Source organism: Pseudoflavonifractor sp. SW1122 (assembly GCF_012027765.1).
Classification (GTDB): domain Bacteria; phylum Bacillota; class Clostridia; order Oscillospirales; family Oscillospiraceae; genus Enterenecus; species Enterenecus faecium.
Genome location: NZ_SJOS01000069.1, coordinates 1 through 11775 on the forward strand (window position 1 = coordinate 1; position 11775 = coordinate 11775).

The following is an 11775-nucleotide window of genomic DNA, read 5'->3' on the forward strand; positions in this document are numbered from 1 at the left end:
GCGTCAGACGTGTATAAGAGCCCGGGGGTGACTCGCTCCCCTCGGCCCTCCACCAGGGCAGTGCCCCCCACCACGCAGTAGGGCACGTCGGAGCCCACGGTGGCTCCAATGTCCGCCAGTTCCAGGGGGGACAGATTGGTGTGGTACATCTCATTCATGGCCCGCAGCACGGCGGCGGCATCCGAGCTGCCCCCCGCCATGCCCGCACACACGGGGATGTGTTTGTCAATGTGGATGTCCAGCACCTCCCCCTGCCCGGTGGCGGAGCGGAAGGCGGCGGCGGCCTTTTGGGCCAGGTTGCTGCCGTCGGTGGGGAGGAAGGACAGGTTGGTGGACATGCTCCCCTCACCCGGGGTGAGGGTGAGGGTGTCGGTGAGGTCGATGGACACCATCACCATCTGCAAGTCGTGGAAGCCATCTTCCCGGCGGCGGAGAATGTCCAGGGACAGGTTCAGCTTGGCATAGGCTTGTTTCTCCATGTGCACCCTCCAGCCTTAGTCCATGGCGGCCTCAATGGCCTCCAGCAACTGGTCGTACTCCTCCAGGGCGGGCACCTCGGGGTGCTCGGCCTGGATGGCGGGGGTGCTTTTGAAGAGGAACCCGGCCTTGCTGGCCCCGATCATGCCCAGGTCGTTGTAGCTGTCCCCGGCGGCGATGGTGGTAAAGCCCGCCGACTGGAGAGCCTTCACCGTGGTGAGCTTGGACTGGGGACAGCGCATCTGGTGCCCGGTGATGGTGCCGTCCGGGGCCACCTCCAGGGTGTTGCAGAAGATGGTGGGCCAGCCCAATTTTTTCATCAGGGGCTGGGCGAACTGCTCGAAGGTGTCGCTGAGGATGATGACCTGGGTCTTCTCCCGCAGAGCGTCCAGGAACTCCTTGGCCCCGGGCAGAGGCTCCAGGGTGGCGATGGTCTCCTGGATGTCGGACAGTTTCAGCCCGTGCTGGGCCAGAATGTCCAGGCGGTAGCGCATCAGCTTGTCGTAGTCCGGTTCATCCCGGGTGGTGCGCTCCAGCTCGGGGATGCCCCGGGCCTGGGCGAAGGCAATCCAGATCTCAGGGACCAGCACGCCCTCCAAATCCAGACAGGTGATGTACATAGCCGGTTCCTCCTTTTTTAATATATGGTTACAGGGTGCCCAAGAACCGCTCCAGGCGGGTAAGGGCCTCGGTGAGGTTTTTCATGGAGGCGGCGTAGCAGGCCCGCACAAAGCCCTCGCCGCCGGGTCCGAAGGCAGAGCCGGGGATCACCGCCACGTGCTCCTGCTCCAGGAACCGGTCGCAGAATTCCTCGCTGGACAGCCCGGTGGAGCGGATGCAGGGGAAGACGTAGAAAGCGCCCCGGGGCTCGAAGCAGTCCAACCCCAGCTGGCGGAAGCCGTCCACCAGGAAACGGCGGCGGCCGTCGTACTCCTGCTTCATGGTCTCAATGTCCCGGTCCCCGTGCTCCATGGCCTCAATGGCGGCGTATTGGCTGGTGGTAGGGGCGGACATGATGCCGTACTGGTGCAGCTTGGTCATGGCGGCGATGAGCTCCTTGGGTCCGCACACGTACCCCATCCGCCAGCCGGTCATAGAATATGCCTTGGAGAAGCCGTTGATGACAATGGTGCGCTCGTACATGTCGGGAATGTTGGCCATGGACACGTGGTGCTGGCCATAGGTGAGCTCGGCATAGATCTCGTCGGACACCACCATAATATTGGTACCCCGCAGCACCTCCGCCAGGGCCTCCAAATCCTCCCGGTGCATGATGCCGCCGGTGGGGTTGTTGGGGAAGGGGAGCACCAGAATCTTGGTGCGGGGGGTGATGGCGGCTTTCAGCTCTTCGGGGGTGAGGCGGAACTCATGTTCCACCTTGGTCTCCACGTACACGGGCACGCCGTGAATCATGGACACCAGGGGCCCGTAGCACACGAAGGAGGGGGTGGGGATGATGACCTCGTCCCCCGGCTCCAGCAGACAGCGGAAGGCCAGGTCCAGGCCCTCGCTGCCCCCCACGGTGACCAGGGTCTGGCCGATGGGCTGATACTCCAGGTCAAACCGCCGCTTCAGATAGCGGCAGATGGCCCGGCGCAGGTCGGAGAGTCCGGCGTTGGGGGTGTACTTGGTAAAGCCCTTTTCCAGGGAGTAGATGCCCGCATCCCGGATGTGCCAGGGGGTCTGGAAGTCCGGCTCTCCCACGCCCAGGGAGATGGCGTCGTCCATCTCCGCCATGATGTCAAAGTATTTCCGAATGCCGGAGGGAGGCACTTCCTGAATGCGCTGGCTTAAAATCTGTTTATAATCCATCATTCCAATACGAACCTCTCTTCCTGTTCCTCCTGCACCGGGAAAATCAGGTGCTTCTCTTTGTATTTCTTCAGGATGAAGTGGGTGGCCGTGCCGGTGACGCCTTCCATGGGGGCCAGCTTCTCACCCACGAACCGGGCCACCTCCTGCAAGGTGCGCCCCGAGATGATGACGGTGAAGTCGAAGGAACCGCTCATCAAAAAGAGGGATTCCACTTCATCATATTGGTAAATGCGCTGGGCAATGCGGTCGAAGCCGTCGCCCCGCTGGGGGGTGACCTTCACCTCAATGAGGGCGGTGACAGACTCCCGGTGGGTACGGTCCCAGTCCACAATGGCCTTGTAGCCCAGAATCACACGATTCTTCTCGTAGTCGGCAATGGCTGCTGCCACGTCCTCCTGGGTAGAACCGGTCATAGATGCCAATTGGGCGGGGGTGAGGGTGCAATCATTTTCCAAAAGTTGCAGCAGCTGTTTCATGGTACGTCCTCCTTTGCTTATTTCACCGCTTTTTCTCCCTGCAACCCGGGGGGTGTATGGAGAAATGTGGTTGAAACGTATTATACACTTTACCATAGTGCAATGCAATACTCATTGTGGGGCGGAGGAAGACGGGATTTTGCTTCTTGCAAGATTTGTAAAAAGGTGCTTCCCATGGTGGGAGGGGAGTGGTATAATATGCAGTTGTGTGAATTGATACAAATTCATGGTGCAATTTAGAAAGAAGGAGGCAGTGTGGATGGACTATACCATGCTAATTGACCGAATTCTGGAAGCAGAACGATCTGCCCGGGATGTAGCGGAAGAGGTAAAGACCCAGAAAGCCAATTTCGAGGCAGAATTGGAGCAGGAAAAGGCTGCAATTCGACAGAAGTATCTGGATCGCGCCAAAGCCTGGCTGGAGGAGCTGAAAAGCCAGGAGGAAGAGAAGAAAGAGCAGCTGATTGCTGCCCAGAAGGTGCGTTTGGATGACGCAAACGCCAAAATGGAGCGGGCGTACACTCGGTATGGGGACAACTGGGTGAATACGTTGTTCCACCAGACGGTTGACATTCCGTGAGCGCCGGATATGAGGCCCTGGCCACCAAGGCCAAGGCCATCTATGGCAAGCGCATCACCCGGCAGGACCTGGAGCATCTGGCCGGAATGCGCTCGGTGGACGACGTGCTGGCCGAGCTGCGCCAGCTGCCTGGGTGGAGCCATGCAGCGGAGCATCTGCCCCAAGATGCTCTCTTGACCCGTGCCACCCTGGAGACCGCTCTGCGGGAGCAGATTCGCCGGGAGTACCTGAGCCTGATGGCCTTTGTGCCCCACAAGGACCGGGCTGTCATGGGCTTCCCCATTATGCGGGCGGGGATGGACGAGATCTTGGCTGCCCTGCGCCACCTCCACGCCAGTATTTATAAGGAAGTGGAGCCGCTGCCCCCGGCCTTTATGAGCCACACCCGGGTGGATGTGCAGGCCCTGCGCCGCTGCACCACCTATGACGGGCTGGTGGAGGCTACCCGGGGAAGCATCTACCACGATGCCCTGGAGCGGCTGCGCTCCGCCGACGGTGCTCTGCCCGACTACGGCGTCACCGAGGCGCTGCTCAACGGGGTATACTACCAAAAGCTCCAGTCCATCATCCGCCGGAAATACGACGGAGATGTGCGCCGGATTATGGAGAAATCCGTGGGCAGTCAGGTGGATATGCTCAACCTTATGCACATTTTGCGCATGAAGCGGTATTTCCCCCAGGAGGACAACTACCTGCCGGTGCTGCTGCCCTACCACTACAAGCTCAAGCCCCAGATGATTCACGCCATGTGCGCCGCCCCCAACGCCGAGGCGGTGCTGGAGCTGGCCCAGCAGACCCCCTATGGCCGCATCTTTGACCAGCATAGCGGGGAGAACTTGAATTATCTCTACACCGCCACCATTTACCGCACCAGCCGCCGCCAGCTGATGATGGGCAAACCCTCCATTTACAGCGCCGTGGCGCTGATGAACCTGCGAGAGATCGAGCTCAAAGCGGTGGTGTCCGCGGTGGAGGCGGCAAAATACCAGATGGCCCTGAATCCGTCCATACTGGACATGATGGACCGCTGAGGAGGGAGTACATGTCTGTTCAAGCAATGAAGTTTGTCACGGTCACAGGCCCGCTGCCGGAATTTGAAGCGGTGGTGCGCCAGTGTGTCGTGGACCGACCGTTTCACCCGGAGAGCGTGTTACAGGTGATGCACCGCAACAACCACCTGCGGTCCCTGAACATGCCCAACCAGGTGATGCCTCTGCTGCGGCAAGCAGAGGAAGTGCTCACCCGGCTGGAATTGGAGCCGGAATACCGCCCCTTTGCCGAGGGGGCAGACCTGGAGGAGGGCCAGAGATACCTGGATGACCTCACCCAGCAGCTGGACCAGATGGACCAGTGGGAGGAGGCCCTGCGCCAGGAGGAGGCGGACGACCGCTCCTCTGTGTCCCAGCTGGAGAAGCTGGCTGGCATCTCGGTGCAGCTGGACACCCTGCGCAACATGGACCACCTGTCCTTCCGCTTCGGGCACCTGCCTGAGGACAGCTACCGCACCTTCTCCGAGGTGCTGGACAAGCGGGAGGACTGCTTCTTCTTCCCCACCCACACGGAGAACAACCAAGTGTACGGCTGTTACTTCGCCCTCAAGGCCCGGGAGGAGAAGGTGGACGCCCTCTTCGACTCCATGCACTTTGTGCCCGTGCCCCTGGACGAGCGCCTGGGCGGCACCGCTCAGGAGGCCATTGAGGCCCTGCGCCACGAGATGGAGGACGACGAGCAGACCCTGGGACAGCTGAAAAACCAGCGCCAGGAACTGGCCCAGCAGCAGAAGGACCACCTCTTGAGCCTGCGGTCCTGGCTGTGCCGGGAAAACCAGGTCATGGAGATGCGCCGTTTCGGTGCCCGCTCCAAAGAGACCTTCTACCTCATGGGCTGGGTGCCCGAGGACGATCTGCCCGAGTTTTTGGCCCGGGTGGACGCCTATGGCAAGCTGGACTATGTGGTGGACAAGGCGGAGGAGACCGAGCTGACCCCGCCCACCAAGCTGAAAAATTCCCTGTTGGGCCGGATTTTCGAGCCCTTCCTGCGGATGTACGGCCTGCCCAACTACCACGAGTATGACCCGTCCTCCTTCATGGCCATCACCTACTGCATCTTCTTCGGCATCATGTTCGGGGATGTGGGGCAGGGCATTGGCCTGGCTCTCATCGGTCTGTTCCTGGCCACCAAGAAAAAGATGTGGCTGGGCAAGATCATCGTCTGCTGCGGCATCTCCTCCACCATTTTCGGGTTTGTCTACGGCTCCGTGTTTGGCTTTGAGGACATCCTCCCAGGCTTCAAGATCCTGGAGGGCAGCAACGTGGTGTACCTGCTGGTGGCCTCGCTGGCCATGGGCGTGGTGATGCTGGCCTTTGTCATGGTGCTCAATGTGCTCAACGGCATCCGTCAGCACGACTTTGACAAGATTTTCTTCGGCCCCAACGGCCTGGCCGGGATGGTGTTCTATTTAGGCCTCATCATTGCCGCTATGGTGACTCTGCTCACCGGGTTCAGCCTGTTCCGGGTGTGGTACGTCCTGCCGGTGCTGGTGCTGCCCCTGGTCCTCATCCTGTTCCGAGAGCCCCTGTCCGCGCTGGCAGAGGGAAAAGAGGATTGGAAGCCCGAATCCCTGGGCGGCCTGCTGGTCTCCGGCTTCTTCGAGCTGTTTGAGACCCTGCTGTCCTTCCTCACCAACACCCTGTCCTTCCTGCGTGTGGGCGCCTATGCCATCACCCACGTGTGTCTGATGCTGGTCATCCACACCATGGCAGGGGCCAACCTCAACCCCATCGTCCTCATTCTGGGCAACCTGTTTGTCATGGGCTTTGAGGGCCTGCTGGTGGGTATCCAGGTGCTGCGTCTGGAATTCTACGAGCTGTTCGGCCGGTTCTATCAGGACAGCGGCCGGGAGTATAGCCCCCGCATCATTGACTATACGGCGAAAAATTCTTAATCCATCCCAAAAACACAAACATTGGAGGTCATTATTATGAAAGTTATCCTGTTTATCCTGGGCTCCCTGATGCTGTTCCTGCCCCTGGTGACCATTGCCGTCAAGAAGCTCACCGGCGCTTCCGCCCGCCACGCTCTGCTGAGCAACATCGCCATGTTCTGCGGCCTGTTCGTGATTACCGCTGTGCTGGGCCTCACCGGGGCCTCCGCTGCCGCCCCCGACGCTGCTGCTGCCACTGGTGCCGCTGCGGACGGTCTGGCCACTGGTCTGAAGTACATCGGCGCCGGCCTGGCCGTGGGCCTGTCCGGTATCGGCGGCGGCATCGCCGTGTCCTCCTCCGCTTCCGCCGCTCTGGGCGCCATCTCCGAGAACGACTCCATGTTCGGTAAGTCCCTGATCTTCGTGGGCCTGGCCGAAGGCGTGGCTCTGTACGGCCTGATCATCGCCCTGGTGCTCCTTTTCGTATCCTAATGGAGACCACCCATGCGTTACTTTGTCATCTCCGATAATACGGACACCCAAGTGGGTCTGCGCCTGGCCGGAGTGGAGGGCGTGGTAGCCCGCAGCAAAGAGGAGGCGGAGAAGGCCATTCAAAAGGCTCTGGCCGACGACACGGTGGGCATTCTGCTCATCACCGAGAGCCTGGCCCAGCTGTGTGCCGACCAGCTGGGGGATTGGAAGATGAGCGGCCGCACCCCCCTGGTGGTGGAGATTCCAGACCGACATGGAACTCGCAACCACGATGCCATTGGCCGATACATCCGGGAGGCCATTGGTATAAAATTATAGGGCAACACCCCACCATGTCACCTGCGAGGCTTTGCGGAAATTTTACGCCCCAATTTCGTTGCGCCTTCTTGCAATACACAAAGTATTGCTGCAAAGGCGCGCCTCATTGGGACGCAAAATTTGCTCGCAAATCCTTCTTGCTGAATGGTGTGGTGCAGCCCTAAGATACAGGCTAGTCCCGTGAGACAAGGAGGGATCTCAACATGCCAGAACAAACCGAAAAGCTGCTTCACTTCACCGAAGAGGTGGTGCGCAACGCCGCCCAGCAGAGTGAGCAGATGAAGAAAGAATTGGAAGAGCAGCGGGCTGCCGCTCTGGCGGAGGCCAAAATTGAGGCCAAGGACGCGGCCCGGTCCTATTACGATAAGGAGGCCGCCCGCATCCGGGCGGAGTCCGGCCGGGAGGTGTCCCGGCACCTGATGGACAGCAAGCGCCAGATCTATCTGCGCCGCAAGGAGATCACCCAGGAGGTGTTTGAGCAGGTGTGTGAGCGCATCCGCACCTTCACCGGCACCCCTGACTACTATGACCACATGGTGCAGATGCTCCGCCGTGCCATGGAGCAGCTGCCCGGGGCTCAGGCGGTGACGGTGCAACTGCGGGGGGAGGACATGTCCTTTGCCCCCAAGCTCTCCGCCGCCCTGGCCCCGATAAAGGTGGAGTGCCAGGAGGGAAGCTTCTCCCTGGGCGGCTTCATCCTCCAGTGCAGCCAGCTGGGCCTGCGGGTGGACTGCTCCTTCGACAACCGGCTGGACGAGCTGGCCGGCCACTTCGCCGAGTCCTTCGGGCTGTCCCTGTCCGATGACTTGGACGAGATGTAAGGAGGGGGAAGTGGAATGAGTGAATATCGCATTTACAGTGTCAACGGCCCTGTGGTAAAGGTGGTGGGCGGCAAAGGCCTGGCCATGATGGACATGGTGTTTGCCGGCGACCAGCAGCTCATCGGTGAAGTGGTGGGCGTGGAAGGGGACATGACCACCGTGCAGGTGTATGAGGACACCGCCGGACTGGCCCCCGGTCAGCCGGTCACCACCACCGGGTCCCCCATGGCCCTGATGCTGGGCCCCGGCCTGCTGGGCAACATCTTCGACGGCATTGCCCGCCCCTTGAAGAGCCTGGAGGCCATTTCCGGCCCCTTCCTGGGCCGAGGCGTCAACATCCCCGCCCTGGACCTCTCCAAGAAATGGGACGTGGAGATCACCGTGAAAGAGGGAGACCCCGTCAAGCCCGGCACCCTCTACGCCCAGTGCCAGGAGACCTCCGCCATCCTCCACCGCTGCCTTACCCCCGCCGGACTCAACGGCACCGTCACCCGGGTGGTGCCCAATGGCCCCTACACCGTGGAGGACGTGCTGGTGGAGGTCACCGATGCCCGAGGCAAGGTGACGAGTCTGAAACTGGCCACCCGGTGCACCATCCGAGGCGCCCGGCCCATCGCCCAGCGTCTGCCCATCCACCGCCCCCTCATCACGGGTCAGCGGATTCTGGACACCCTCTTCCCCATCGGCAAGGGGGGTGCCGCCGCCATCCCTGGCCCCTTCGGCGCAGGCAAGACCATGACCCAGCACCAGCTGGCCAAGTGGTCGGACGCAGACATCATCGTCTACTTAGGCTGCGGCGAGCGTGGCAACGAGATGACCCAGGCCCTGGAGGAGTTCTCCGAGCTGAAGGACCCCCGCACCGGGCTGCCCCTGATGAACCGTACCATCTTGATTGCCAATACGTCCAATATGCCGGTGGCTGCCCGTGAGGCTTCGGTGTACACCGGCATGACCATTGCCGAGTATTACCGGGACATGGGCTACCACGTGGCCCTCATGGCCGACTCCACCTCCCGCTGGGCCGAGGCTCTCCGGGAGATCTCCGGCCGCCTGGAGGAGATGCCCGCCGAAGAGGGCTTCCCCGCCTACCTGGCCTCCCGTCTGGCCGAGTTCTATGAGCGGGCGGGCTATGTGGAGACGTTGGAGGGCAAGGAGGGCTCCGTCACCGTCATCGGTGCCGTGTCCCCCCAGGGCGGCGACTTCTCCGAGCCGGTGACCCAGAACACCAAGCGTTTTGTCCGCTGCTTCTGGGCCCTGGACCGCAGCCTGGCCTACGCCCGGCACTTCCCCTCCATCAACTGGCTCAACTCCTACTCGGAGTACACCGTGGATTTCAAAGACTGGTACAGTGAGAACGTCTCCCCGGACTTCGCCCCCTGCCGTCAGCGCATTGCAAACCTGCTGCGGGAGGAGAGCCAGCTCATGGAGATCGTCAAGCTCATTGGCTCGGACATTCTCCCTGAAAACCAGAAGCTCATCATGGAGACCGCCCGCCTCATCCGCCTGGGCTTCCTCCAGCAGAACTCCTATAACCCGGTGGACACCTACGTGCCCCTGAAAAAGCAACTGCTGATGATGCAGACCATTCTGCGGCTCTACGACGGGGTGAAGGAGGGCATTGACCGCTCCATCCCCCTGTCCCAGTACACCGCCACCGGCATCTTTGACACGGTGGTGAAGATGAAGTACGAGATTCCCAACGAAGACCTGTCCAAGTTCGACGACTACGCCGCCATGATCGACAAAGCCCTGGAGCAGGTCAACACTGCCAATAGCTGAGGTGACTGCCATGAGATTGGAATATACCGGACTATCTGACCTGAACGGCTCCCTGGTGGCCCTGGAAGGGGTCTCCGGCGTGTCTTACGACGAGATGGCCGAGCTGGTGATGGCCGACGGCTCCCGCCGCTATGGCCGTGTCATTCTCATCGAGGGCGACCGGGCGGTGCTCCAGGTGTTTGAGGGCACCCGTGGCATCTCTCTGGAGAACACCTCCACCCACTTCACCGGAAAGCCCATGGACATTGCCCTGTCCAAGGAGATGCTGGGCCGTGTCTTTGACGGCGCGGGCCGCCCCATTGACGGCCTGGGCGAGCTCTACCCCGACGAGCGGCGCAACATCAACGGCTCCGCCATCAACCCGGTGAGCCGCCAGTACCCCCGCAGCTGCATCTACACCGGCGTGTCCGCCATCGACGGCACGTCTACCCTGATTCGTGGCCAGAAGCTGCCCATCTTCTCCGGCGCTGGTATGGCTCACAATGAGCTGGCCGCCCAGATGGTACGCCAGGCCCACGTGGCCGGGGACGACGGGGAGTTCGCCATCGTCTTTGCCGCCATGGGCGTGAAAAACGACGTGGCCGAGTTCTTCCGCCGCAACTTTGAGGAGTCCGGGGCTCTGCCCCGGGTGGCCATGTTCCTGAACTTGGCCTCCGACCCCATCATTGAGCGTATCCTCACGCCTCGCTGCGCCCTCACCGCCGCCGAGTATCTGGCCTTCAACCACGGCTATCACGTGCTGGTGGTGATGACCGACATGACCTCCTACTGCGAGGCCGTGCGCGAGTTCTCCTCCTCCAAGGGCGAGATTCCCTCCCGTAAGGGCTTCCCCGCCTACCTGTACTCCGATTTGGCCTCCCTCTACGAGCGGGCGGGCATGATCGTGGGCAAGAAGGGCTCGGTGACCCAGGTGCCCATCCTCACCATGCCCAACGACGACATCACCCACCCCATCCCCGACCTGACGGGCTACATCACTGAGGGCCAGATCGTGTTGGACCGGAACATGGACCAGTCCGGGGTCTATCCCCCCATCAACATCCTGTCCTCTCTGTCCCGTCTGATGAAGGACGGCATCGGCGAGGGCTATACCCGGGCCGACCACCCCGCCCTGTCCAACCAGCTGTTTGCCTCCTACTCCAAGGTACAGGACGCCCGCAGCCTGGCCTCGGTCATCGGCGAGGATGAGCTGTCCCCCCTGGATCAGCAGTACCTGCGCTTTGGCCGGGCCTTCGAGCAGTACTTTGTCCGCCAGGGCCAGCAGGAGGACCGCACCCTGGAGCAGACCCTGGAGCTGGGCTGGGCCCTGCTGTCCATCCTGCCCAAAGGCGAGCTGGACCGCATCAGCGACAAGGAGCTGGAAGAGCACTACAAGGAAGGGGCCTTCGAGTCCCTGGGCGAGCTGTAATGGGACACGTGACGGAAAGGGGGTGGCCCAATGGCTGCCATTCTGCCCACCAAGGGTAACCTCATGGCCGCCAAGCGCTCCCGGGCGCTGGCAACCACCGGCTATGAGCTGATGGACCGGAAGCGGAACATTCTGGTCCGTGAAATGATGACACTGATGGAGGACGCCTCCCGCATCCAGCGGGAGATTGACCAGATCTTCCAGTCCGCCTATATCGCCCTGGCCAAGGCAAACATCGAGCTGGGCCTGTGCGACCGCATCGCGGAGGGCGTGGAGCCGGACAACAGTCTGGACGTGCGCTGGCGCTCGGTGATGGGGGTGGAGCTGCCCCACATCCCCGACAACACCCCGCCTCTGAGCCCCACCTATGGCTTTGCCTATACGTCCCCCGCCTTCGACCAGGCCTACATCCAGTTTGCCAAGGTCAAAGATTTGACCCGGCGTATGGCGGAGGTGGAGATCTCCATCTACCGCCTGGCCCAGGCCATCAAGAAGGCCCAGAAGCGGGCCAACGCCCTGAAAAACATCGTCATCCCCGACCTGGACAACACCATTCGCTTCATCACCGAGGCGTTGGAGGAAAAGGAACGGGAGGAGTTTGTGCGCCTGAAGGTCATCAAGCGCCAGACGGGCAAATAACCCATCAAAAAATATCCCTGAGACTCGTTTGTAAGTCTCAGGGGTAT

The 11775-nt window shown here is 61.4% G+C and carries 13 protein-coding genes; 9 read left to right on the plus strand and 4 right to left on the minus strand.

Going from position 1 to position 11775, the window contains the following annotated elements:
• The 4 genes from ispE to E0L15_RS11400 form a co-directional block, all read right to left on the minus strand.
• Positions 1-479: 4-(cytidine 5'-diphospho)-2-C-methyl-D-erythritol kinase (gene ispE / locus E0L15_RS11385; protein WP_206020633.1), on the minus strand; the 479-nt coding region annotated here is incomplete at its 3' end.
• 15 nt (positions 480-494) lie between these two features.
• On the minus strand, positions 495-1097 hold the full coding sequence (gene thrH, locus E0L15_RS11390) for a bifunctional phosphoserine phosphatase/homoserine phosphotransferase ThrH (protein WP_168125679.1): 603 nt from the start codon (positions 1095-1097) through the stop codon (positions 495-497).
• Positions 1098-1125: 28 nt separating this feature from the next.
• Positions 1126-2289 carry an aminotransferase class I/II-fold pyridoxal phosphate-dependent enzyme gene (locus E0L15_RS11395; RefSeq protein ID WP_168125687.1) on the minus strand — a complete coding sequence of 388 codons (1164 nt, stop codon included), beginning with the start codon at positions 2287-2289 and terminating at the stop codon, positions 1126-1128.
• A complete protein-coding gene (locus E0L15_RS11400; protein ID WP_087232725.1) occupies positions 2289-2768 on the minus strand; it encodes an Lrp/AsnC family transcriptional regulator in 480 nt (159 codons plus the stop codon). The genes E0L15_RS11395 and E0L15_RS11400 overlap by 1 nt, the downstream gene beginning before the upstream one ends.
• 259 nt (positions 2769-3027) lie before the next feature.
• Between E0L15_RS11400 and E0L15_RS11405 the strand changes: the two genes are divergently transcribed.
• From E0L15_RS11405 to E0L15_RS11445, 9 genes are all read left to right on the plus strand, one after another.
• On the plus strand, positions 3028-3348 hold the full coding sequence (locus E0L15_RS11405) for a hypothetical protein (RefSeq protein WP_168125680.1): 321 nt from the start codon (positions 3028-3030) through the stop codon (positions 3346-3348).
• A complete protein-coding gene (locus E0L15_RS11410; RefSeq protein WP_168125681.1) occupies positions 3345-4379 on the plus strand; it encodes a V-type ATPase subunit in 1035 nt (344 codons plus the stop codon). Before E0L15_RS11405 ends, E0L15_RS11410 begins: the two co-directional genes overlap by 4 nt.
• Positions 4380-4390: 11 nt before the next feature.
• Positions 4391-6292 (plus strand): V-type ATPase 116kDa subunit family protein, encoded by a 1902-nt coding sequence (locus E0L15_RS11415; protein WP_168125682.1) that lies wholly within the window; start codon positions 4391-4393, stop codon positions 6290-6292.
• A 36-nt stretch (positions 6293-6328) separates the two neighbouring features.
• A complete protein-coding gene (locus E0L15_RS11420; RefSeq protein ID WP_087371594.1) occupies positions 6329-6763 on the plus strand; it encodes an ATP synthase subunit C in 435 nt (144 codons plus the stop codon).
• A 12-nt stretch (positions 6764-6775) separates the two neighbouring features.
• Positions 6776-7081 carry a V-type ATP synthase subunit F gene (locus E0L15_RS11425; RefSeq protein WP_168125683.1) on the plus strand — a complete coding sequence of 102 codons (306 nt, stop codon included), beginning with the start codon at positions 6776-6778 and terminating at the stop codon, positions 7079-7081.
• 203 nt (positions 7082-7284) lie between these two features.
• Complete coding sequence (locus tag E0L15_RS11430) at positions 7285-7902, plus strand: V-type ATP synthase subunit E (RefSeq protein ID WP_168125684.1); 618 nt, start codon at positions 7285-7287, stop codon at positions 7900-7902.
• Between the two features lie 15 nt (positions 7903-7917).
• A complete protein-coding gene (locus tag E0L15_RS11435; protein WP_168125685.1) occupies positions 7918-9681 on the plus strand; it encodes a V-type ATP synthase subunit A in 1764 nt (587 codons plus the stop codon).
• Positions 9682-9691: 10 nt separating this feature from the next.
• Positions 9692-11089, plus strand: a complete 1398-nt coding sequence (locus E0L15_RS11440) for a V-type ATP synthase subunit B (protein ID WP_087232700.1) — start codon at positions 9692-9694, stop codon at positions 11087-11089.
• A gap of 30 nt (positions 11090-11119) precedes the next feature.
• The gene (locus tag E0L15_RS11445; RefSeq protein ID WP_168125686.1) at positions 11120-11728 is read left to right on the plus strand and encodes a V-type ATP synthase subunit D; all 609 of its coding nucleotides are present in this window, start codon (positions 11120-11122) and stop codon (positions 11726-11728) included.
• The last annotated feature ends 47 nt before the right edge of the window (positions 11729-11775 follow it).

Bases quoted from the DNA above. Each gene is read 5' to 3' on its own strand.
- thrH (WP_168125679.1), bottom strand. From the start codon at position 1,097: ATGTACATCACCTGTCTGGATTTGGAGGGCGTGCTGGTCCCTGAGATC.
- E0L15_RS11395 (WP_168125687.1), bottom strand. From the start codon at position 2,289: ATGGATTATAAACAGATTTTAAGCCAGCGCATTCAGGAAGTGCCTCCC.
- E0L15_RS11400 (WP_087232725.1), bottom strand. From the start codon at position 2,768: ATGAAACAGCTGCTGCAACTTTTGGAAAATGATTGCACCCTCACCCCC.
- E0L15_RS11405 (WP_168125680.1), top strand. From the start codon at position 3,028: ATGGACTATACCATGCTAATTGACCGAATTCTGGAAGCAGAACGATCT.
- E0L15_RS11415 (WP_168125682.1), top strand. From the start codon at position 4,391: ATGTCTGTTCAAGCAATGAAGTTTGTCACGGTCACAGGCCCGCTGCCG.
- E0L15_RS11420 (WP_087371594.1), top strand. From the start codon at position 6,329: ATGAAAGTTATCCTGTTTATCCTGGGCTCCCTGATGCTGTTCCTGCCC.
- E0L15_RS11425 (WP_168125683.1), top strand. From the start codon at position 6,776: ATGCGTTACTTTGTCATCTCCGATAATACGGACACCCAAGTGGGTCTG.
- E0L15_RS11430 (WP_168125684.1), top strand. From the start codon at position 7,285: ATGCCAGAACAAACCGAAAAGCTGCTTCACTTCACCGAAGAGGTGGTG.
- E0L15_RS11435 (WP_168125685.1), top strand. From the start codon at position 7,918: ATGAGTGAATATCGCATTTACAGTGTCAACGGCCCTGTGGTAAAGGTG.
- E0L15_RS11440 (WP_087232700.1), top strand. From the start codon at position 9,692: ATGAGATTGGAATATACCGGACTATCTGACCTGAACGGCTCCCTGGTG.
- E0L15_RS11445 (WP_168125686.1), top strand. From the start codon at position 11,120: ATGGCTGCCATTCTGCCCACCAAGGGTAACCTCATGGCCGCCAAGCGC.